Here is a 22,997-nt window from a genome sequence, read left to right on the forward strand (position 1 = left end):
ATTAAGCTGGTGGCCTTTTTGGTGGTTGGCTGCTTCATTTTATTTCTTGCCCTCAATCGTGACGATATTGTTTTAATGGATGTCGCAGCACAAACTTATCAATCACCGAATATCGCCACGTTAGTCATTCATACCTTTTTGACCATGATGGCGATTTTGTGTCTACCGCGTCAGTTTCATACCATGGTGGTAGAAAATGAACGCGCGCAAGATCTGCATACCGCGCGGTGGCTATTCCCCCTCTATCTTGTCTTGATGGGACTATTTGTACTCCCTGTCGCTTGGGTTGGTCAGGCGTTGTTAGGCGGTGTAAGCCCAGATACTTATGTGATTAGCTTGCCGATGTCGGTTGGCGCAACGGATATGGCTTTATTGGCCTTTTTAGGTGGGACCTCAGCGGCCAGCGGCATGGTGATTGTTTCGACTATCGCTTTGGCTATCATGGTGTCAAATGATCTAGTGATGCCATTGTTACTGCGTCGGATGAAACTGACTCAACGTGATCACCGTCAGTTCTCGGGATTACTGCTGGTGATTCGTCGTGGCTTAATTCTATTGTTACTTCTAGGCGCATGGGGCTTCTACCAAGTGCTCGGTAACATTCATTCACTCTCGGCAATAGGTTTTCTTTCCTTTGCGGCGATTAGCCAATTTGCTCCCGCGTTACTCGGTGGAATGTATTGGCGACAAGGCAATCGCAAAGGGGTGTATGTTGGCTTGTTGTTTGGTTTTACCTTGTGGTTAATCACCTTGATGAGCGCAACCGATATGTTGGCAGGCGACAGTCATACCAACTTACTGCTGTGGATCATTGAGCCGCCACAATACTTAGCCAATATGGGTATTCAAAGCTCCGATTGGGGCATTGTGCTCAGCTTGGTTTTGAACACCTTATGCTATGTGTTTGTTTCGTCTATCACCCGCGCAAGTTTAAGTGAGCGACTGCAGTCGGCGTCCTTTATTGGTTCGCCATTACCAGAAAGTGAAAATATCAGCCTCTATCAAAGCCGGGTTACGGTGGCAGAATTAGAGATGTTGGCGTCACGTTTTGTTGGCCGCGCACGGGTTCGCTCTGCTTTTCAGCAGTTTTGGGGGCAACAGCGCGAAACCTTAATGCCTAATCAACAAGCGCCATCGAGTTTGATTCGCCATACAGAGCGCGTGTTGGCTGGGGTATTTGGCGCATCATCAGCTAAGTTAGTACTTACTTCTGCCTTGCAAGGTCGCAACATGCAACTTGAAGAAGTGGCCACTATCGTCGATGAAGCATCAGAGCTGTATGATTTTAGTCGGGGATTACTGCAAGGAGCGATTGAACATATTGGCCAAGGCATTGCCGTCGTCGATAAACAGTTGCGGCTGGTGGCATGGAATCAACGCTATTTAGAGCAATTTGAATTCCCTGTCGGTTTGATCCAAGTGGGCAGGCCGATTGCCGATGTGATCCGTCACAATGCACAGCAAGGGTTATGTGGCCCTGGAGAACCGGAAGATCATGTTCGCCGACGTATTTACCATTTGGAACAAGGTTCGCGGCATACCTCTTCACGAGTTCGTGCGGATGGGCGAGTGATTGAAGTACAAGGCAACCCAATGCCCGGTGGCGGCTTTGTGATGAGTTTTACCGATATCACGGTTTTCCGAGATGCCGAGCGAGCACTAAAAGAAGCCAATGAAACCTTAGAAGAACGCGTGTTGGTACGGACGCAAGAATTGGAACGCTTGAATAAGCAGTTGGTCACGGCGACGCAGCGTTCAGAGCATGAATCACAGTCCAAATCTCGTTTTCTCGCGGCAGTGAGTCATGACTTGATGCAGCCTTTAAACGCGGCACGTTTATTTGCTTCTTCGCTATCGGAAGTGGCTAAAGAGAGTGAAAGCAAGCAGTTAGCCACGCATATTGAAAGTGCGCTAGAAGCAGCAGAAGATTTGATTGGTGATTTACTCGATATATCGCGTTTGGAGTCAGGCAAGTTGGACGTCAATGTTCACGGTTTTGCGATTAATGATGTGTTGTCTAATCTCAATGCGGAATTTAGTGCGCTAGCAAAACAGCAAAAAATCGATTTTAGCCTCTTTCCGAGTCAGCAGTTGGTGCAATCCGATCCTAAGTTGCTGCGCCGAGTGATACAGAACTTTTTAACCAATGCGTTTCGTTACAGCCCACAAGGCAAAGTCTTGCTAGGTGTGCGCCGCGCTGGCGAGCACGTACGAATTGAAGTTTGGGACAACGGTATGGGCATTGATGAAGATAAGCAGCAAGAAATCTTCGAAGAGTTTAACCGTGGCAGCCAAGTGCGTTCAGATCAAGGCTTAGGCTTAGGGCTAGCAATCTCCAAAGGCATCGCTAATGTGCTAGGTCATCAAATCGCGATGCGTTCGTGGCCGGGTAAAGGCAGCGTCTTTTCGATCACGCTTAAACGCGCAAAGTCAGTGGCTCCACAATTAACAGTTGTTTCGCCGCAAGCTGTATCGGACCTCAGTCATCTCAATGTTCTGTGCGTCGATAATGAGCCGGAGATCTTGATCGGAATGGATCAACTGTTAGCACGTTGGGGATGCAATGTGCGCACCGCGACGGATATTGTCGGCAGTTTGCAAGCCATTGACGAAAGCTGGATCCCTGACGTGATCTTGTCGGACTATCGACTTGATCATGGCCGGACGGGATTGGAAGTGCTGCAGCAATGTCGCTTGCGGCTCGGTGATAGCTTTGTTGGCGTGATCATCAGTGCCGATCGTACTGCAGATATGTTGGATGGTATTAAATCGAATGGCTTTAGTTTTATCCCTAAACCGGTCAAGCCATTGAAGCTGCGGGCGATATTAAATCGCTCCGCATAAGCTGATTGGTGGGAAGGATGGCGGGGTTAGTTTGATTCGCTTAGCAGCGTTTCATACTTGATGAAGGCCATTTGTGTATCACCGTAATAGAGCACGCCATCGGATTGAATCGCTACCCGTAACCAACTCTCAGCTGAGGCCGGGGCGGGGAGCGTAATTGACCATAGCTTACCGTTGCTGTCTGCCATTTTCATATCGGTTGGTGTGCCCATTTGATCTTGATTATCAACCACAGACAGTTTGACGCCTTCGAGAGGAAAACTGGCTGTCAGCGACAACTCAAGTTGATTGTTCGTCAGACTTTCTGAACGAAATTTCACTTTAAACTCACCATTGGCCATGTCACATAAGCCACTGGTATAGCGACAGTTGGATTTGCTAACCAGTTTGTAATCTGTACCTTCTTTGGCTGCGTGTGGTTTTTCGCTCAGGGCGAGATCGGTCCCCACGTAAGCAAGAATAGATAGAATTGGGGCGACTAACAGCGCAATGATAATGTGCTTATTTTTGAACATAGAGGCTTCCTTGCAGCTACGATATAAGGCGAAACAGATACCAATTTGGTTAAGTAATGCAATCCATTAACTTATTCAGATTGATACAAGATAAACAGAGTGAGTTGAATAAAAAAGCCCCCGTAGGGGCTTTTGTGGTTTGGGTTAGATTTTAGTGGTCAACCGCATCGCCAGCACCTGCCGGTACACGTACGTGCTCAACCAAATCTTTCACTTCTTGCGGAGTTTCTGCTGTTACACGTGATACAGCGAATGCCACGACGAAGTTGAAGAGTGCGCCGATAGCACCAAATGCATTAGGTTCGATACCGAAGAACCAGTTGCTACCCCAGCTTTGTAGGTATGTCCAATCAGCAACAAATAGGATGCCTTTGTGTTGGAATACATAGAATAGCGTGATGGTAATACCTGCAATCATACCGGCAATAGCGCCTTCCTTGTTGATGCTCTTACTAAAGATACCCATCATCAAGGCAGGGAATATCGAAGACCCTGCGAGGCCAAATGCCAGAGCCACCGTACCAGCAGCAAAGCCTGGTGGATTGAGGCCGAGATAGCCCGCGACCCCTATCGCGACCGCCATCGCGATACGACTTGCCAGCAGTTCTTTCTTCTCAGAGATATTTGGATTAATAACGCCTTTAATCAAGTCGTGAGATATCGCAGACGATATCGCCAGTAGCAGACCAGCAGCGGTTGAGAGTGCAGCAGCAAGACCACCTGCGGCTACCAGTGCGATCACCCAGTTTGGTAGTTTCGCAATCTCAGGGTTAGCCAGTACCATGATGTCACGGTCAACTTTCAGCTCGTTCGTTTCTGGGCTTGAAGTGTATTCAATAAGGCCGTCGCCGTTCTTATCATCAAAACCAAGCAGGCCGGTTTTTTCCCAGTTTTTAAACCAATCAGGACGCTCATCGTAGGCAAGGTGTTTGCCCGGTGCCGGGTTAACCGTATCCATGAGGTTTAGACGCGCCATGGCAGATACTGCCGGAGCGGTGGTGTAAAGAATCGCAATGAATAGGAGGGCGTAGCCTGCTGAGGTACGTGCATCACGTACTTTCGGTACCGTGAAGAAACGAATGATAACGTGTGGCAGACCTGCAGTACCGATCATCAGTGACATGGTGTAAACGAACATGTTGAGCGTATCACCGCGAACGTGGGTGGTGTATTCGCTAAAGCCGAGTTCGGTCACCACTTGATCGAGCCGATCGAGTAGATAGACATTGGTGCCGGAAATGGTGCTGCCTAAGCCAATTTGTGGCAGTGGGTGACCGGTCAATTGCAGAGAGATAAAGATTGCTGGAATAGTGTAAGCAAGAATGAGTACGCAATATTGTGCAATCTGCGTGTATGTGATGCCTTTCATGCCGCCCATTACCGCGTACATAAATACGATACACATACCGATCAGTAGACCTGTTGAGTAATCCACTTCAAGGAAGCGACCAAATGCCACGCCAACGCCTTTCATTTGACCGATAACGTAGGTGGTGGATGCGATGATCAAACAAACAACCGCAACGATACGCGCTGTTTTTGAATAGAAGCGCTCACCAATAAACTCAGGTACGGTAAATTTACCGAACTTACGTAGGTAAGGAGCAAGAAGCAAAGCAAGTAGTACGTAGCCGCCAGTCCAACCCATTAAGAATACCGAGCCGCCGTAACCCATAAAGGCAATAAGACCTGCCATTGAGATAAATGACGCTGCCGACATCCAGTCAGCGGCTGTAGCCATACCGTTGGCAATGGGGTTTACGCCGCCGCCAGCAACATAAAATTCTTTGGTTGAGCCCGCTCGTGCCCAAATTGCGATACCTATGTAGAGAAGGAATGTTGATCCTACTACTAGGTAAGTAATTGTTTTCAAATCCATCTGAGTTGCTCCTTACTCGTCCACACCAAATTCGCGGTCAATACGTCTCATCTTCCACGCGTAGTAGAAAATGATTGCTAGGAAGGTGTAAATAGACCCTTGTTGAGCAAACCAGAAACCCAGCTTGTAACCTCCGAGTTGAAATTGGTTGAGTTGATCAACAAATAAAATTCCACAGCCGAAAGATACGACAAACCAAATGACCATTAACCCAATCATTAGTCTTACGTTCTTTTGCCAGTAAGCTTTGGCGCGTTCCTGACTTTCAAATGCCATTGCCGTCTCCTTACGCATGTTTGTTGTTAATAAAATGTTTCAGAAAATACAATAGCAGTGAGCGAAAGAGAGTGCTCTTCAACTTTAGTCGGCAGGGGTTTTAGATAAAAGCTTATTAAATCAGTTGTTTGAAGTTTTTTGCGGGAGTGGTGGGTTGTTAAAATTGTGTTAACTTAGCCGAAGGTCTAATGTTATCGGCTAAGTCTTGATAACTGGATCACACAATATAGAAGTCGCGAATGCCCATTAACAAATTATTCAGTGCCACGGCAGCCAGAATAAGGCCCATAACACGACTAATGATGGCAGCACCAACATTACCAATCACTCTGTGGATATGACTCGCGGCGAGTAAAAATAGCAAGGTGATGAGTAACACGCTGGTCATGACACCGGCGGTGATCGCTTGATCAATCAGTGAATAGCGGTGATTGTCGGTCAACATCACTATCGCCATCATTGCGCCCGGGGAGGCAATGGAAGGCATTGCTAGCGGGTATACAGCCAGATCGGCCAGATCGGAATGGCTGACATCTTGCGTCAGCTTTTGTTCTTGTTCCGGTTTGCTTTCACCAAAAATCATGGTGAGTGCGAATAGCAGCAGTACTAATCCGCCAGCCGCTTGAAAGGCAGGCAGCGGAATTTGCATCGCTTCCAATAATAATTGCCCAACTAGCAGAAAAAACAGCAAGATGCCGGTGGCTATCGCGACGGCTTTCAATGCAACGATACGGCGTTGTTTGACGGTGAGATGTTGAGTTTGAGATAGATAGACAGGAACGGAACCGACGGGATCGATTACCGCCCAGAGTACGACGAATTGAGTAATGATAATGCTAAGCAACGAAATGCCTCCCAGAGTTGACTGCTTCCCATCAAAACCCGCATGGTTGAGATGGCGTTAACAGAGGGATGGTCAAAGTAGAAGTTAATGACCAAGCTAAGTTTAGCAAACTCGATAAGGTAACAAGTTAACGCAGAGTTAATTACGCCGAATAATTACGATTCAGATTCGAGCTGTTGCAACAGAATCACGGCTTGTGTGCGGTTTTTAACCCCTAACTTGCGGAAGATGGCGGTCATATGCGCTTTGATCGTTGCTTCAGAGACGTTGAGTTCGTAGGCGATTTGCTTATTGAGCAAGCCGTCTGACAGCATGCCTAGCACCTTATACTGCTGCGGAGTCAGGGTCGCGATTTTTTCCGCCAGATCGTTACAAGCTGCGTTATTGGTAATTAAACCTTCTGGGAAAAAAGGTTCACCACCTAATACTTGGTTGAGAGCGCTGATCAGCTCGCGCATATCGCTCGATTTTGGAATGAAACCAAAGGCACCATGGCTTTTCACTTGCGTGACGACACTTGGCTCTTCACTGGCAGACACTACGACAATCGGCAGATCTGGGTATTCAGCTCGCAGCTGCATCAAGCCTGACATGCCATTAGCCCCCGGCATTTTTAGATCGAGCAGTAACAAATCTGGTTCAGGTTCTTTGGCCAATAAGTGGAGTAACGCATCTAAAGAATCGGCTTCGAGTAGATTTGCGCCACTGATGGCCATATGGATCGACTGAAACAGAGCGTTGCGAAATAGCGGATGGTCGTCGGCGATAAGGATGGTGTAAGTCGAGTCCATGACGTTAATCACTTATTGTAATTTGGTTAATAGAATTATTGTTCTGATTGGCTTGGTGAACAATGTTTATCCATTAAAAGTCTGAACTAAATCGAGTTTTACTGCTGATTTGAAATAATCACACCGGTGCATACACACCGATGTGAAGTCGTGTCGCTTTAGAGCTGATGATTGTCTAAATGGGCAATAAAGGGTTCCGCGGCCATAAATCCGGTAATGCGTGCATGATTGATATGCTCACCATTAGCATCCCAAAACTCAATTGTCGGTAAGCCAAGTACCTGCATTTTTTTCAGCAGTTCAATATCTTGTATTTGGTTGTTGGTCACATCCGCTTGCAGTAAGACAAAGTTTTGTAGCTTGTCGGCCACTTGCGCATCGTGGAAGGTATATTTTTCAAACTCTTTACAGGCGACGCACCAGTCGGCATAGAAATCGAGCATCACTGGTTTACCTGTCTGTTTGGCTGCGGCCAATTGCTGCTCTAATTCGCTGGTGTTGCTGATGCGAATAAACTCAACGTTTTGGCTCTGCGCTTGATGTTGAGGGTTAAACCAATAGTTCAACAATGGTTGAGCGGAAGCGAACAATCCTAGCACGGCAATAATACCAATGGTGCTTTGCTTCCAACCGCCAAATGGCAGTTTGTTTTTGATGTGATATAGCCAGCCAAAAGCCACTATCCCCAGCAGTGACCAAAGAGCGGTCGCCCACAATTCAGGTAAGATACGCTCGAGTAAAAACAGTGGAGCCGCAAGCAGAATAAAGCCGAACAAGATCTTCACCGTATCCATCCAACCGCCGGCTTTCGGTAGCAGTTTATTACCAAATACCGCTGCCAACATGAGTGGAATACCCATCCCCATCGCGAGTGCGTAGAGAGCCACTGCACCAGTCAGTAAGTCTCCGCTTTGCGCGACATACAACAACGCACCAGAGAGTGGGGCAGTGGTGCATGGTGAGCAAACTAAACCTGAAATGGCACCCATGGCAAAAACACCTAGAGAGTTGCCACCTTGCTGCTTATTACTCAGACCATTGAGCCAAGTTTGTACGCTGGATGGTAATTGCAACGTATAAGCGCCAAACATTGATAGCGCTAAAGCGACGAAGAGAATACTCAAGCCAATTAAGACGTAAGGGTGCTGCATCGCCGCTTGGAATTGCATCCCCGCAGAGGCAACCACTAAGCCAAGTAGTGTGTAGGTCAGCGCCATACCTTGTACGTAAATGAAGGAGAGCCCCAGCGCGCGACGGTGACTAAGCTTGCCGCTACCTAGTACGATACTGGTTAAGATTGGGTACATAGGTAGCACACACGGAGTAAAGGCAAGGCCAACCCCTAGAGCAAGAAAGAGCACAGGCGTCCACCAGTTATCGGCCAGTTTATCAGCTAAGCTGCTCTCTTTTGATTGTGGGGCAACGTTATCGCCCTGACCAAAAGCGTTGTTTTTACCATTGCCAGTAATGTCTGTCGTTGCTGGTGTTACCGTTGATGTGTTAGTGGCTGAATTGGTAAAGGCTTCCAATTCGATGACGCGTGTTTCTGGTGGGTAGCAAAATCCCGCTTTGGCACAACCTTGATATTGAACGATTAAGCGTGCGCCGACCTGATAATCGCGTAGTGGTACTTCAATGAATAGCGGTTCGGTATAGATGTGCACATCGCCAAAAAATTCATCTTGGTGTGGCTGGCCTTGGCGCATCGCGAAATCGCCAAGGGTGACTTTTTCACCGCTGAGTGAAATGCGTTCTTGGTAGAGGTAGTAATCTGGTTTGACTTGCCAATCGATAAAGACGCGATCGCCTTGCTGGTAAGCATTGAACTGAAATGCTTGATCGACAGGGACAAATTGGTTGCTATCGTCACCGAAGCTAAGGGCGTTACCCGAGTTAAACAGGGCCATTGCTGGCATCGAAACAACGGAAGCACACAGCAGTAAAAGCGATAAAAGAAAACGCATACAAAAGTCACTTTATTAGAATTTAGGGTATTTTATACTCAATTGACGCCAGTTTTCTCTAGATAGTGAGAAATTTGTTCGTAATGAGGCTTGAACGTAATAGGACAGGGAAAAGCGCCAATTAGTTTCATCATTGATGAAATTGGCTTTGAAGATCGGAAATTAGCGTTTTAGTGAAATAAAAAAAGGAGCCGAAGCTCCTTTAGTATCTCTAATGCAGCGCTGAATGATGGTGTATTAGATAAATAGACCGCCAAAAGCAAAGCCTAGCGCAACGGCAGAAGTAATGGTGGTGACACCCGGAATAAAGAATGGGTGGTTAAACACATATTTGCCAATACGAGTTGAGCCAGTGTCATCCATTTCTACTGCGGCCAGTAGCGTTGGGTAAGTCGGCAAAACAAACAATGCGCTGACGGCGGCAAATGAAGCAACGGCGGTGAGTGGTGCAACACCAATCGCCAGCGCAGCAGGCATAAGTGCCACCGTGGTCGCCCCTTGTGAGTAGAGCAGCATTGAGGCCAAAAATAACACCAGCGCTAACATCCAAGGGTAATCAGCGAGTAGTTCGCCGGCTAGCTCTTTGATGCCATCCACGTGAGCGTTAACAAATGTCGCGCCTAACCAAGCAACACCTAATACACAAACACAAGCGGTCATGCCTGAGCGGAATGTTGCGGCTGCGGCAATTTGGTTCGCGTCGATCTTGGTGAACATCACGATTGCGGCAGCAGCGGCGAGCATGACGGCCATAATCGCTTCATTACGACCTAACGCAGGATTCTCAATGAGACCAATTGAGTCTGAAATGGCCGCGGCGTAACACACCACTAACGCAATTGCGATTAGGAAAATATAGGTTGCGGTTTTGGCCGTCGGCAGAATTTCACGTCGTTGCGTATCTGGAAGCTTAATTAACCCTTGCTCTAAACGCTGTTGGTAAACGGGATCGTCTTTTAACTCACAACCCATGAAGTTCGCCACGAATGCACCAATCATACAAGCAAGGAAAGATGTTGGAATGCACACCGCAAGTAGAGTTAGGTAATCTACCCCGACCGGTGCCAACATCGCTGCGAAGGCAACCACAGCGGCTGAAATCGGTGAAGCAGTAATGGCGATTTGTGAGGCAACAACCGCAATAGAGAGTGGTCGGGAAGGACGTACGCCTTGGCCTTTTGCTACTTCTGCGATCACAGGTAATGTTGAGAATGCCGTGTGGCCAGTCCCTGCCATCAGCGTCATAAAGAACGTCACGATCGGTGCGTAGAAGGTGATTCGTTTAGGATTTTTACGTAAAAAATCTTCGGCAATTTGCACCAGCCAATCCATGCCGCCAGCCACTTGCATTGCTGCAATAGCAGTAATAACGGACATAATAATTAAAATAACATCGACCGGAATAAATGCTTGGCTGGTGGGTACGCCAAGACCCACAGATAAAGCGATTACGCCTGCGCCACCGGCAAACCCGATGCCGATCCCCCCGATTCTTGCTCCTATAAAGATAAAGAGCAGAACGACTAACAGTTCGACTGCTACCATATAAAGACCCTCAAAATTGTTATGGTTTTATTTGGTGGTGGTTTCCCATCGCTTCTTGGAGCGTGTAGGTATAAGTGTAGTTATAACCATCACTCTAGTGATTAATACCAACCAACATCAGTCGTCGATTATTTTTACAAATGTTGACCATGAACTGGTCTTGATCGGTATAAAGCGCCAAAAACAGCGCCAAAAAAAGGGTCCCATCTGGGACCCCTCTTGTTGTTATTACTCGTAACGTTTGGCTTTATACGTTGGATGCATGAAGTTTTCAACGCAAAGAATCTCGTCAAGCTCTTCTGCCGTTAATAAACCGCGGTCTAGCACAACTTCACGTACGCTCTTACCTGTTTCTGCACAGATTTTGCCCACGATGTCGCCTTCATGGTGACCAATGTATGGGTTTAGGTAAGTTACGATACCGATTGAGTTGTATACGTAGTTTTCACACGTTTCTTTGTTAACGGTGATGCCGTCGATACATTTGTCGCGTAGGTTAACACACGCGTTGTGTAGCAGAGAAATTGACTCAAATACGCTTTGTGCAATCACAGGTTCCATAACGTTCAACTGTAGTTGACCGCCTTCTGCTGCGAAAGAAACCGTATTGTCGTTACCTAGTACTTTAAAGCAAACTTGGTTTACCACTTCAGGGATCACTGGGTTTACTTTTGCTGGCATGATTGAAGAACCAGCTTGCAGTTCAGGTAGGTTTAGTTCGTTGAAACCAGTACGTGGGCCTGAAGAAAGTAGGCGCAAGTCGTTACAGATTTTTGATAGCTTAACAGCAAGGCGTTTTAGTGCGCCGTGCGTCATTACGTAAGCACCACAGTCAGAGGTTGCTTCGATCAAATCTTCTGCTGCAACCACATCTAGGCCAGTTACGGTCGCTAGGTGTTTAACGGCGAGATCTTGGTAACCTTGTGGTGCGTTTAGACCAGTACCGATTGCCGTTGCGCCTAGGTTGATTTCAAGCAGTAGTTTTGATGTGTACTCAAGAGCACGAATTTCTTCGTTCAGTGTAACAGCCCAAGCGTGGAATTCTTGACCAACTGTCATTGGTACCGCGTCTTGTAGCTGAGTACGACCCATTTTCAAGATGCCGCTGAACTCTTGTGCTTTAAGCTCGAAGGCGCCTTTTAGGTACTCAATCGCTTCAATTAGTTTGTGTACGCTGTTGAAAACGGCGATACGGAAACCCGTTGGGTAAGCACAGTTGGTTGATTGGCTCTTGTTAACGTGATCGTTCGGGTTGATGAACTGGTATTGGCCTTTTTCTTTGCCCATCAGTTCTAGTGCTACGTTCGCAATCACTTCGTTGGTGTTCATGTTAACTGAAGTGCCCGCGCCGCCTTGGAATACGTCTGAAGGGAACTGATCCATGCACTTGCCTGTTTCAAGGATCAAATCACACGCTTGCAGAATGTAATCTGCAACATCTTTTGGAATAGCGCCCAGTTCTTTGTTTGCTAGCGTCGCCGCTTTTTTGGTCATTACCATGCCGCGTACGAATTCAGGTACGTCAGAGATAGTAACGTTTGAGATATTGAAGTTTTCAATAGCGCGTAAAGTGTGGATGCCGTAGTAAGCATCTGCAGGAACGTGACGTTGACCTAATAGATCTTCTTCAATACGAGTGGCTGAGTTAGCTGCTGTAGCTTCAGATAGAGTAGCCATAGGTGGATCCTTAGAGAATTATTGTGATATTAAATTTTTTTGTAATCGCCAATTCTGCTGTTTAAGAATCCATTCGTCAGAGTGTTTGGCTGGAAATCCGTCCTGACATATGTGGCACATGATACTGGACTAAATTCATAAAAATATTAAGTGGATCACTATTTGAACCAAAGGTATGAAAAATTTGCGTTGCTATGCGCTACGTCATTTATCTCGCTCACAGTTGTTGCGTTTCGTGAGTTTTGATAGGGGCAGATTGTTAACGTCATGAACGCAGGTGTCACTTGATTGATTCATGCTTTGCTAATATGTAAGTAATCGGTATGAACACTTTGTTTGGTCACGATTTCTAACATTTCAACGAGCGAATATATTGTGACTCGTAGCGGTTAGCGCTAATGTGTCGCTAACAAAGGAGGGCATGTGTTTCCTATCTTATTATTACTGTTTATTTTAGTTCCGATTATTGAAATTGGCCTGTTTATCCAAGTGGGCGGGTTTCTGGGTTTGTGGCCAACGATTGCATTGGTATTGATCACCGCATTTGTTGGGGCTTCACTAGTGCGCAGTCAAGGATTACAAACCTTAATGAATGTGCAAAATCGTCTGCAACAGGGTGAATTGCCAGCGCAACAGATTTTTGAAGGCGTGATGCTTGCTGTTGCGGGCGTCTTATTGCTGACGCCGGGCTTTATGACGGATGCATTGGGGATGCTAATACTGCTGCCGGCACCGCGTGCGGCGATCGCCAAATACTTGATGAGTAAGATGGTGGTGAAATCGGTCGGTGGTGGTTTTCACGGTGGCTTTAACAACCAAGGTGGCTTTGGTTCACAAGACGGATTTGGTCAAGACCCATTTCAACGCAACCCGTTCGAACAATCGAAAGATGGCAACACCTTTGAAGGTGAGTTTGAGCGCAAAGACGATGATGACCGTAATAAGTTGAACTAAATAGAATGACTGAATAGATGAAAAGGCGCCTCGGCGCCTTTTTCTTTATCTGTCTGTTTTGCGAAATAGTGCTGTTATTGCGCTATTTACTGTGCGCCTTTGAAACCCATTTGGCGCCATGCTTCATAAGCGATAATCGCGACGGCATTGGATAGGTTCAAGCTACGAGCATCAGGCATCATAGGAATACGAATGCGTTGTTCCATCGGTAAGCTTTCGATTAACTCTGCCGGCAGGCCGCGTGTTTCTGGGCCAAACAACAGCACATCGCCTTCGGTAAATTGCGCATCGACATGATGGCCCGTCGTTTTGGTGGTGCAGGCAAAAATACGGAATTGGCCGCTGCGTTCTTGCTCTAAATAATCGAGAAAGGCTTGCAAGTCCTTGTGACGTTTTACTCGTGCTAAATCGTGATAATCCAAGCCAGCACGACGCACCTTCTTCTCTTCTAAATCAAAACCCAAAGGCTCGATGAGGTGCAAGTTGGCACCACAGTTGGCGCATAGACGGATTATATTGCCAGTATTTGGCGCAATTTCCGGTTCATAAAGGGCAATATCAAACATGGCATAATCTGTGTCAGTAAAAACTGCGCCGATTATAACAGGATGACTTGCTAAGCGAGAGTTTAATGGCGGTTAGTGGGAGCTAACCGCGCATGGTTTGCCATTTCATCGGTTTAATCAATGCTAAGCGGGAGACAAATGGTGACCCTTAAACCCCCTAATGGACTGCGTGATGCCTCGATACTCCCACTATGTTGGCGCACCGCACTTTCGGTAATCGCAAGGCCCAGTCCTGTGCCTCCGCTGACGCGATCACGAGCGGTTGAAACGCGATAGAAAGGTCTGAAGATCGCTTGTAATTCTTCTTCAGGGACGCCTTCACCATTGTCATCGACCATCACGGTAACGTGATCTGCCGTTGTAGTGATGGTCACCTCAATAGCATCATGGCCATAACGAATGGCATTACGCACAATATTATCGAGTGCACTCATTAGCAGTTTTGGTTTGCCTGAGATAGCTTGTTCTGGAATGGCTGAATAGTTGAGCGTCTTGCCCATCTGTTCTGCTTCAAATTGTGCGTCGCTTAAGATCGCTTCCCAAAGGCTAGATAGTGGTTGTTTTTCGCGATCGGTGTGACTATCAAGTTGCATGCGAGAAAGTTCGAGCAACTCAGAAATCATCTGCTCTAATCGTTGCGCTTCGGTATCAATTCGCGTCAGTTCAGCGCTTTCACCTTGCTTACGAGTCGCGAGCGCGGTGGCCATTCTTAGCCGGGTAAGAGGCGAGCGCAGCTCATGGGAGATGTCAGAGAGCAAGCGTTGCTGACCTGAGATCATTTGATTGACGTCTTGCACCATTTGGTTAAATGCCGTGCCGGCTTGGCGGAACTCACTGGTGCCTTTTTCTAAGCTTGGGTCCACCACAAATTCGCCTTTAGCAACGCGTTTGGCTGCGCGTTCCAACTTACGCGCCGGTTGGCTGAGTGCCCAGGCTAACCATAGTAGTAGTGGTGTGCTGGCAACCATGACGGCCAATAACAGCTGAAATGGTTTGTCGAACATGCGCAGTAAAAAGGGCGGTGGCTGATCCCACTTAAAGGCTAAGAACATGTGCAGTGGTTGGCCCGCCAGTGTAATTGGTACAGGGCCTGCCACCATGTAATGGCCATACAGGCGCTGCTTAGGATCGCTTGGCGATTCGATGGTCGAGATCAGGTTCTGCAATGCACGAGCTTTAAAATCGCGCTGCTTTTTCGGAGTAAGAATATCGCCCTCAAGATCGGTGATGAAGTAGCGTGGGCGAGGATCTCGTTTGCTCGGTCGATCTTTGTCGATCTCTCGTAATACTTGATTGAGGTTATTACTGCCTTGGTATTGGGTTTCAACTCGCTCAGCAAACAGTTTCATCTTGGCTAAGCTCTCTTGAGGGATCGAATGAGGCTTACGTGGATCAAGGTGTGGCAAAGCCAATACCGCAATCACGACCAAAAACATCGTCAGCCAAAAAATGGCAAAGATACGGCCATAAAGGCTCGTGATTCTTGGCAAGCGCATTAGCCTTCCTCGACCAATAGATAGCCACGACCGCGCAGGGTTTTGATGCGAGCTTTGCCATCGGCGCGTTCAGGGAGTTTTTTACGTAAGTTAGATACGTGCATATCAATAGCGCGATCAAAGGCGGCGAGGCGTTTACCGAGTACATCTAAACTGAGCACTTCTTTGGTAATGGTTTCGCCAGGATGGATGACAAAGTGGCTCAATAAAGCAAACTCGGTAGTGGTTAGATCGAGTTGCTGACCTTGACAGTAAGCTTCCTGTTTACCTGGAAACACTTCAATATCTTGATATTGCAAGCTATCGCTTGGTTTGCTGGTCGTGGCCGTTTGAGTGCGACGTAAAATCGCGCGAATACGAGCCAGTAGTTCACGGTCACTAAAAGGCTTTGGCAAGTAATCGTCCGCGCCCAACTCCAAACCGATGACACGGTCAATCTCTTCCCCTTTGGCGGTGAGCATTAATACCGGTGTTTCCCAGTTTTCGCGGATGCGTTTAAGAGTTTCCGTGCCATTAAGTTTTGGCATCATCACATCGAGTAAGATCAAATCGATCTCTTTATTGAGCGCGGCAAGACCCGCTTCACCATCATTAGCTTCAGATACAGTGAAGCCTTCAAAGCTGAGTACTTCTTTGAGTAAGCCGGTGAGTTCGGTGTCGTCATCGATTAATAAAATGTGTGCCATGTGGCTGCCTTAATAGTGACTAGTATGGGATCAGTTTACTGATTATTTTATCTAAGCATTAGCGTAAATTTTGCTCTTTACGAATCTTTACGCTCTCTAGACGTCGCTTTACTTCTGGCAGACTAATCTATTATCAAGCGCTGCACAGGCAGCCCGACTAACAAAAGAAAGGTAATGATTATGAAGACAGTTAAAAAATTCGTATTAGCAGCAGCGGTTATTCCTCTAGCATTTGCATCGGCCAGTGCGATGGCCTTTGGTGGTAAAGGTGACCATAAAGGCGGCTACTGCCAAGGTGGTATGGATCGCGGCATTATGAAAAAGCTCGATTTGACCGATGCACAAAAAACACAGCTTAAAGAGATGCGTGAAGCAAACAAGGCAGAAATGAAGGCTAAATTTGCTGATAACTCTGATACGCGTAAAGCAGAGCGCCAAGCTCACCACGATAAAGTCCAGCAATTGGTGTTAGCCGATAACTTTGATCAAGCGGCGGCGAATGAACTGGCGAAAAGCATGGTAGAGAAGCAAACGGAACGTAAAGTGAAGATGCTTGAGAAGCAACACCAAATGCTAAGCGTGTTAACGCCAGAGCAAAAAACAAAGTTTGTTGAGCTGAGCAAAGAGCGTATGGAAAATTGCGGTGAGAAGCGCAAAAATCACCACTAATCATCAGCCTATTTGCGTACAGATTGATAGAGACCGAAGCAGCCAATAGGCTGCTTTGTTGCGTTTATAGGTTTTGATGTAGTGGGATGTGTCGATAATTCGTTAATGACAATCGGACATCAGAGCTGCATCTTAGGGTCAGTTGAGTATAATTAGCGCATCATTGAAGATGAATACAAAGTGATGAAACAAGATTACGGAAAATTAGTTACGCTCGCGGCATGGACCGCAACAGTGGTCGCAACATTATTACTGCTGGTTAAATTGGTGGTTTGGTGGGTGACCGGCTCAGTAAGTTTACTCGCCTCATTAATTGACTCGATGCTGGACATTGCTGCCTCGGTGGTGAATCTCGTCGTGATTCGCTATTCGCTACAGCCTGCTGACAAAGAGCATCGTTTCGGTCATGGCAAAGCTGAATCGCTCGCGGCATTAGCCCAAGCGATGTTTATCTCCGGTTCTGCGGTATTTTTGATTTTAAATGGTATCGAACGCTTCTTCCGCCCACACGAATTGAACTCTCCTGAGCTCGGTGTCTATGTGAGCATGTTTGCTATTGTTGTTACGTTTGGTCTAGTACTGTTCCAAAAACACGTGGTGCGTAAAACCGGTAGCCAAGCGATCGCGGCAGATTCGCTGCACTATCAAACCGACCTGTATATGAATGCGGCAATCATGGTGGCATTAGGTTTGAGTTGGGCGGGCATTGGCCAAGCGGATGCAGTGTTTGCCGTCGGTATTGGGTTCTTTATTTTATACAGCGCTTTCAAAATGGTGACTGAAGCGACGCAAACATTACTAGATCGTCAGTTACCAGAAGAAGAGCTACAACAGATCAAACAAGAATGTTTGCAAGTCACTGGCGTATTAGGTGTGCATCAATTACGCACTCGTATGGCAGGGCCGGTTCGTTTTATTCAATTGCACTTAGAGTTGGAAGATCATATTCAGTTAATCGAGGCACATCGTATTTCTGACAACGTGGAACGAAGTTTATTGGCGGCGTTTCCGCAAGCCGATATCCTCATTCACCAAGATCCATACTCGGTGGTTTATACCTCTGAGCGGGCGCAAAAATCGGTTGATTGGTAGTGAGATTGGTTTGGAATGAAAGCCGTTTATTGTCTATCTTTTCAACGAAAACAGAAATAAACGTGATCCTGATATGTATCAACAAAGTTAATGAGCAAACCTGTAATACTCTTACATAAGTAGAAAACTTACATAATTTCGTGCAAATAAATGTAGTATTCCTATCAAGGAACGGTAACATATTGCACAGCTGAAAGAATCTGGATAGTGGCTTGATTTGTAAGCCTCTAACATAAAAATTGAAACAAGATTCCCAAAAATCGAGGGTGAGCATGATTAAGAAGATCGGTGTTTTGACGAGTGGCGGTGACGCACCTGGTATGAACGCAGCCGTTCGCGGCGTAGTGCGTACAGCGCTGTCTGAAGGTTTGGAAGTGTATGGCGTACAAGATGGCTACTTGGGTCTATATGAAGACCGTATTGTACAATTAGATCGTTCAAGCGTATCTGATGTGATCAATAAAGGCGGTACGTTCCTTGGCTCTGCACGTTTCCCTGAGTTCAAAGAAGTTGAAGTTCGTGAGCAAGCGATCGAGAACCTGAAAAAACACGGTATCGATGCATTGGTTGTGATCGGTGGTGATGGTTCGTACATGGGTGCGAAGAAATTGACTGAAATGGGTTACCCATGTATCGGTCTACCAGGCACAATCGATAACGATATCGCGGGCACTGACTACACGATCGGCTACCTAACAGCACTAAATACGGTTATCGATGCGATTGACCGTCTACGTGACACTTCTTCTTCTCACCAACGTATTTCTATCGTTGAGATCATGGGCCGTCACTGTGGTGATCTTACCCTTATGTCAGCGATCGCTGGTGGTTGTGAATACATCATCACGCCAGAAACAGGTCTTGATAAAGAGAAGCTAATCAGCAACATCCAAGATGGTATCGACAAAGGCAAAAAGCACGCGATCATCGCGCTGACTGAGCTAATGATGGATGCTAACGAGCTGGCTAAAGAAATTGAAGCAGCAACGGGTCGTGAAACTCGTGCAACGGTTCTTGGTCACATCCAACGTGGTGGTCGTCCAACGGCATTTGACCGTGTATTGGCTTCTCGTATGGGTAACTACGCGGTTCACCTATTGCTAGAAGGCGAAGGTGGTCGTTGTGTGGGCATTCAAAAAGAACAGCTTGTTCACCACGATATCATCGATGCAATCGAAAACATGAAGCGCCCTGTGCGCAATGATCTATACAAGGTTGCTGAAGAGCTTTTCTAAGCGATTTTGTCCAGAGCCACATCAAGCGAATACTAAAAACCACCTCATGAGGTGGTTTTTTTGTATTTGTTATTTAATGTCATTTAGCCACTAGGCTTTATCAATCGATTTAGCGCGGCTTGGTTCTTTTTTGCCATGGAATTTTTGGTGTACGCCGCGTCGTAATGCTTTGATGCGGTTTTCGGCTTTATCGACGCCAAGTAGAACACTCAGTGCCAAAACAGTAATCAACACCGATTGCTGTAAATAACCTAAACCAATCATCATGCCAAGTGCAGCTAATAACCAAATTATTGCTGCGGAAGTGACGCCATGGATTTTGCCATCCAATGTCATCATTACGCCAGCGCCAAGAAATCCGACACCCGTAATAATTTGGCCAAGCACTCGGGCTTGATCAAGCGTATTGGGTGACAGCGATACCGCCATCGACATAAAGAAGTAAGTGCCAGAGATAATTAGTATCGAAGTGCGAATACCGACAGGTTTTCCGCGAGTTTGACGCTCGACACCAATTAAGATGCCATTGAGGGCACAGCATAGTAGTGCTGACCAAGTGAATGGCCCAAGATCGAGCAGTTGGTGTAGATTGATTTGCATATGGACCTCCAAAATGGCGGAGTATCCATACAATAGACCGAGCGATCGAACAAAAAATTTTCGTGGTAACGATAGTGGTTCGTTATTTCGTTAACAGCCGTCGGTGACTAATTCAAAGCGAGGAGCGTTGGTTTCAGTGGCTTCATAATATCGCAAGAAGCACTGCAAACTTGGGTCTATACGTGACTTGGTCATAAAACGAATCCAGTTTTGGCTGGGATTATTATGGAAGTACCAATCAGCGGGGTCATCTGCGTTGTATACGCCATCAGCGAAAGTGGCTTCAATGAGTTTGCTCCAAGTTTGGCGCGAAAATGCCGCTGGATAACCATAAGCAAGTTGAATGTCGTCACCTTCAATGGTGATAGCATCGCTCACATTGGTTAACCCTTGTCGAATTGCGAGTGGATAGATCATGTCGCTCGCACTTTGCATACCGGCTTTTAGGCCATTGAGTGCCGCGATGCGTGAGTCACTTTGCAAATTCACCAGCCTTGGCATGGCGGTCACCGCAAGAATGCCTAATACAACAATGACAACCACTAATTCAATTAGGGTAAAACCAAGGCGAGCACGTTTCATAGCGAGATAACTTAGATAAATAAGACGTTAATATAGTACCAAAGTTTATTCGGCAGTTTTAATGCTATGTGATTAAATTTACTCCAAATGTAAATCTAATGGCGTTTTACTCGATCGACCGCCAATTTCGCGGGTTAACTTTGGCACCAGATAACCAGAAACATTTGCAATCAGGCCATGCATCAATGTTCTCGCTTGCTGATCATCAACATAAAAGTGCGCCGCACCCTGCACTTTATCCAGTACGTGTAGGTAATAAGGCAAAATATGCGCATCAAACAAAGCTTCACTAAGATTGATTTGGGCTTCGAGCGTGTCATTAACCCCTTTGAGCAGCACACCTTGGTTGAGTAGCGTCACCCCAACGGCTTTTAGTTTTGCCATTTGCTCGCTGAGCTCGGTATTGATCTCGTTAGCATGGTTAATGTGGGTCACGAGGATCACTTGTAAACGCGTTTGACGAAACAGGGCGAGCAGGCCATCGGTCACACGGTTTGGGATCACAACCGGTAAGCGGCTGTGAATACGTAATCGTTTAATATGCGAAATATTGGCAATACCATCGATCAACCATGCCAGTTCGTCATCTTTCGCCATTAGGGGATCGCCACCCGATAGGATCACTTCATTCAACTCGGGGTGAGCGGCGATATAATCCAAACTGGTTTGCCATGCACTTTTACTGCCTTTGTTGTCTTGGTAAGGAAAATGACGGCGGAAGCAGTAACGGCAGTTAATAGCGCAGCCTCCTTTGACTATCATCAGGGCACGGTTGCGATATTTATGTAAAAGTCCTGGGATCGCATTGTTTTGTTCTTCCAGTGGATCGCTGCTATAGCCCTCCTGTACCGCAAATTCGTCTGATAACGGTAAAACTTGGCGTAAAAGCGGATCAAAGGGATTGCCTTTTTCCATTCTATCGACAAAACTTTGCGGCACACGCTGCGCAAAAAGCGTTCTTGCTTCAAATCCGTGTTGCCAAGGTGAAGGATCGATCTCTAACTGTTTCAGCAGTTTAGTAGGATCAGAGATCCCATTCGCCAGCTGTTTGAGCCAGTTTTGCTCAACAGATTCGGCATTTCGGGTTATGATGTGCGGCATTAAATTTAACTCGAAGAATGGTAAGAGGAAAAAATGGCTACTGTTAGCACGAATGAATTCAAAGGCGGTCTTAAAATTATGCTTGATAACGAGCCTTGTGTCATTCTCGAAAACGAGTTTGTCAAACCAGGCAAAGGTCAGGCATTTAGCCGCGTAAGAATCCGTAAGCTACTTTCCGGTAAAGTTCTAGAGAAAACATTTAAGTCTGGCGACACGGTTGAAGTAGCTGACGTAATGGATATCGATCTAGATTACCTATACAACGACGGTGAATTCTACCACTTCATGAACAACGAAACGTTCGATCAAATTGCAGCAGATAAAAAAGCTGTGGGTGAGAGCGCGAAGTGGTTGGTAGAAAACAACACTTGTATGCTAACACTTTGGAACGGTAACCCAATCGTTGTAACGCCACCAAACTTCGTTGAACTGGAAGTGGTTGAAACGGATCCAGGTCTGAAAGGCGATACACAAGGTACTGGTGGTAAACCAGCAACGCTGTCTACTGGTGCAGTTGTACGTGTACCACTATTCATCGCGATCGGCGAAGTGATCAAAGTTGACACTCGTTCTGCAGAATATGTAGGTCGCGTAAAGTAATCTGCGTTCAGAAATAAAAAAGGTCACTTCGGTGGCCTTTTTTGTTTTTCTGCTAACGTTGATATGACACAATTTCATTTATCCGATATTGATGATACTGATGAGCATGAAACAAACGCTGCAAATTTGGCTTGATGCCGCTCGCCCTAAAACCTTGCCTTTGGCTCTGGTCTCGATTTTGACCGGGAGTGTTTTAGCCTACTCTAACCATCACTTTTCATTTTCTGTCGCGGTGCTCGCGTTTATTACCGCCACTTTGCTACAGATCTTGTCTAACCTTGCCAATGATTATGGTGATGCAGTGAAAGGCACTGACAACGAAGCGCGATTGGGACCAACGAGAGCCATTCAGTCGGGGGCGATAACGCCTAAAACTATGCGCCAAGCGATCATCATTAATATCATTTTTACGGTTATCGCTGGGCTTATTCTCGTTCTGCATGCCCTGACTAACTGGGAAAGCATTGTCGCTTTCTTAGGTTTGGGTTTGCTGGCGATCATGGCGGCGATAGCCTATACCGTCGGCAACAAGCCATATGGTTATGTGGGATTGGGTGATATCTCGGTCTTTATCTTTTTTGGCTTACTTGGTGTGGCAGGCACGTTCTTCTTGCACACTGGTATTGTCGATGTGTCGTTGGCATTGCCTGCTATCGGCTGTGGCTTATTGGCGGTTGCAGTGCTGAACATTAACAACATGCGTGACATCGAGAATGATGAGCAATGTGGCAAGCGTACCGTCGCTGTTCGCCTTGGCCAGCGCAAAGCTAAGCAATACCACTTCCTTTTACTTGGCGGTGCGATGGTGGCGTTTATTGCTTACTTGTTACTGCAGCCAGCGCCGATTTGGTTGATGTTGCCATTCCTACTGAGTGCTTTGGTAGTCTACAAACATGGCCGTGCAGTGTGGTTGGCACAACGACCTGCCGATATCGCCCCGATGATGCCAATTGTGGTCAAATGCTCGCTGCTAACAAACCTTCTTTTTACTGGGGTTGTTATAGCTCAAACTCTCGTGAGTTGATTGATGTTTGTCATTGCAATGGCTCAGTGAGGGGATATACTCGATGAATAACCCAAT

General features: G+C 46.6%; 21 protein-coding genes. 7 read left to right on the top strand and 14 right to left on the bottom strand.

What is annotated here, in order from left to right; translation table 11 throughout:
- On the top strand, positions 1 to 2,844 hold a 2,844-nt coding region (locus tag RH88_RS19435; RefSeq protein ID WP_050798525.1), incomplete at its 5' end, for a hybrid sensor histidine kinase/response regulator.
- Between the two features lie 26 nt (positions 2,845 to 2,870).
- Here RH88_RS19435 and RH88_RS19440 read toward each other — a convergent pair.
- The 8 genes from RH88_RS19440 to aspA form a co-directional block, all read right to left on the bottom strand.
- Positions 2,871 to 3,359 carry a hypothetical protein gene (locus RH88_RS19440; protein ID WP_005599266.1) on the bottom strand — a complete coding sequence of 163 codons (489 nt, stop codon included), beginning with the start codon at positions 3,357 to 3,359 and terminating at the stop codon, positions 2,871 to 2,873.
- 151 nt (positions 3,360 to 3,510) lie between these two features.
- Positions 3,511 to 5,238, bottom strand: coding sequence for a sodium:solute symporter family protein (locus RH88_RS19445; RefSeq protein WP_005599268.1), 1,728 nt, complete (start codon positions 5,236 to 5,238; stop codon positions 3,511 to 3,513).
- 12 nt (positions 5,239 to 5,250) lie between these two features.
- Entirely contained in the window at positions 5,251 to 5,514 is a 264-nt protein-coding gene (locus tag RH88_RS19450; protein ID WP_005599270.1) for a DUF4212 domain-containing protein, read from the bottom strand.
- Between the two features lie 217 nt (positions 5,515 to 5,731).
- A complete protein-coding gene (locus RH88_RS19455; protein WP_005599272.1) occupies positions 5,732 to 6,358 on the bottom strand; it encodes a MarC family protein in 627 nt (208 codons plus the stop codon).
- Positions 6,359 to 6,513: 155 nt separating this feature from the next.
- A complete protein-coding gene (locus tag RH88_RS19460; RefSeq protein ID WP_005599274.1) occupies positions 6,514 to 7,149 on the bottom strand; it encodes a response regulator in 636 nt (211 codons plus the stop codon).
- A 158-nt stretch (positions 7,150 to 7,307) separates the two neighbouring features.
- Positions 7,308 to 9,113 (bottom strand): protein-disulfide reductase DsbD, encoded by a 1,806-nt coding sequence (locus RH88_RS19465; RefSeq protein WP_005599276.1) that lies wholly within the window; start codon positions 9,111 to 9,113, stop codon positions 7,308 to 7,310.
- 237 nt (positions 9,114 to 9,350) lie between these two features.
- A complete protein-coding gene (locus tag RH88_RS19470) occupies positions 9,351 to 10,658 on the bottom strand; it encodes an anaerobic C4-dicarboxylate transporter (protein WP_005599277.1) in 1,308 nt (435 codons plus the stop codon).
- Positions 10,659 to 10,886: 228 nt separating this feature from the next.
- The gene (gene aspA, locus RH88_RS19475; protein ID WP_005599278.1) at positions 10,887 to 12,335 is read right to left on the bottom strand and encodes an aspartate ammonia-lyase; all 1,449 of its coding nucleotides are present in this window, start codon (positions 12,333 to 12,335) and stop codon (positions 10,887 to 10,889) included.
- Between the two features lie 423 nt (positions 12,336 to 12,758).
- Between aspA and RH88_RS19480 the strand changes: the two genes are divergently transcribed.
- Positions 12,759 to 13,289: an FxsA family protein gene (locus RH88_RS19480; RefSeq protein ID WP_005599279.1), complete on the top strand. Its 531-nt coding sequence runs from the start codon at positions 12,759 to 12,761 to the stop codon at positions 13,287 to 13,289.
- Between the two features lie 86 nt (positions 13,290 to 13,375).
- Here the strand turns inward: RH88_RS19480 and trmL are convergent, their stop codons facing one another.
- The 3 genes from trmL to RH88_RS19495 all read right to left on the bottom strand — a co-directional run bounded on the left by trmL (position 13,376) and on the right by RH88_RS19495 (position 16,037).
- Positions 13,376 to 13,855 carry a tRNA (uridine(34)/cytosine(34)/5-carboxymethylaminomethyluridine(34)-2'-O)-methyltransferase TrmL gene (gene trmL / locus RH88_RS19485; protein ID WP_005599281.1) on the bottom strand — a complete coding sequence of 160 codons (480 nt, stop codon included), beginning with the start codon at positions 13,853 to 13,855 and terminating at the stop codon, positions 13,376 to 13,378.
- Between the two features lie 113 nt (positions 13,856 to 13,968).
- Positions 13,969 to 15,351 carry an envelope stress sensor histidine kinase CpxA gene (gene cpxA / locus RH88_RS19490; RefSeq protein ID WP_005599283.1) on the bottom strand — a complete coding sequence of 461 codons (1,383 nt, stop codon included), beginning with the start codon at positions 15,349 to 15,351 and terminating at the stop codon, positions 13,969 to 13,971.
- On the bottom strand, positions 15,351 to 16,037 hold the full coding sequence (locus tag RH88_RS19495; protein ID WP_005599284.1) for a response regulator: 687 nt from the start codon (positions 16,035 to 16,037) through the stop codon (positions 15,351 to 15,353). The genes cpxA and RH88_RS19495 overlap by 1 nt, the downstream gene beginning before the upstream one ends.
- A gap of 180 nt (positions 16,038 to 16,217) precedes the next feature.
- Here RH88_RS19495 and RH88_RS19500 point away from each other — a divergent pair, with 180 nt between their 5' ends.
- The 3 genes from RH88_RS19500 (at position 16,218) to pfkA (ending at position 19,033) form a co-directional block, all read left to right on the top strand.
- On the top strand, positions 16,218 to 16,706 hold the full coding sequence (locus RH88_RS19500) for a CpxP family protein (protein WP_005599285.1): 489 nt from the start codon (positions 16,218 to 16,220) through the stop codon (positions 16,704 to 16,706).
- 183 nt (positions 16,707 to 16,889) lie between these two features.
- On the top strand, positions 16,890 to 17,798 hold the full coding sequence (gene fieF, locus RH88_RS19505) for a CDF family cation-efflux transporter FieF (RefSeq protein WP_005599286.1): 909 nt from the start codon (positions 16,890 to 16,892) through the stop codon (positions 17,796 to 17,798).
- A gap of 272 nt (positions 17,799 to 18,070) precedes the next feature.
- The gene (pfkA, locus tag RH88_RS19510; protein ID WP_005599287.1) at positions 18,071 to 19,033 is read left to right on the top strand and encodes a 6-phosphofructokinase; all 963 of its coding nucleotides are present in this window, start codon (positions 18,071 to 18,073) and stop codon (positions 19,031 to 19,033) included.
- Between the two features lie 90 nt (positions 19,034 to 19,123).
- Here pfkA and RH88_RS19515 read toward each other — a convergent pair whose 3' ends face one another.
- From RH88_RS19515 to epmB, 3 genes are all read right to left on the bottom strand, one after another.
- Complete coding sequence (locus RH88_RS19515; protein WP_005599288.1) at positions 19,124 to 19,633, bottom strand: MgtC/SapB family protein; 510 nt, start codon at positions 19,631 to 19,633, stop codon at positions 19,124 to 19,126.
- Between the two features lie 90 nt (positions 19,634 to 19,723).
- Complete coding sequence (locus RH88_RS19520) at positions 19,724 to 20,215, bottom strand: prepilin-type N-terminal cleavage/methylation domain-containing protein (RefSeq protein ID WP_005599289.1); 492 nt, start codon at positions 20,213 to 20,215, stop codon at positions 19,724 to 19,726.
- A gap of 78 nt (positions 20,216 to 20,293) precedes the next feature.
- The gene (gene epmB / locus RH88_RS19525) at positions 20,294 to 21,316 is read right to left on the bottom strand and encodes an EF-P beta-lysylation protein EpmB (RefSeq protein WP_005599297.1); all 1,023 of its coding nucleotides are present in this window, start codon (positions 21,314 to 21,316) and stop codon (positions 20,294 to 20,296) included.
- A gap of 33 nt (positions 21,317 to 21,349) precedes the next feature.
- On the opposite strand from epmB, the gene efp reads away from it, so the two are divergent.
- Together efp and RH88_RS19535 are read left to right on the top strand one after the other, a co-directional pair.
- The gene (efp, locus tag RH88_RS19530) at positions 21,350 to 21,916 is read left to right on the top strand and encodes an elongation factor P (protein ID WP_005599299.1); all 567 of its coding nucleotides are present in this window, start codon (positions 21,350 to 21,352) and stop codon (positions 21,914 to 21,916) included.
- A gap of 106 nt (positions 21,917 to 22,022) precedes the next feature.
- On the top strand, positions 22,023 to 22,940 hold the full coding sequence (locus tag RH88_RS19535; RefSeq protein WP_005599301.1) for a 1,4-dihydroxy-2-naphthoate polyprenyltransferase: 918 nt from the start codon (positions 22,023 to 22,025) through the stop codon (positions 22,938 to 22,940).
- Positions 22,941 to 22,997: the final 57 nt, after the last annotated feature.

Origin of the sequence: Vibrio scophthalmi LMG 19158 (assembly GCF_000222585.1) — a bacterium.
Classification (GTDB): domain Bacteria; phylum Pseudomonadota; class Gammaproteobacteria; order Enterobacterales; family Vibrionaceae; genus Vibrio; species Vibrio scophthalmi.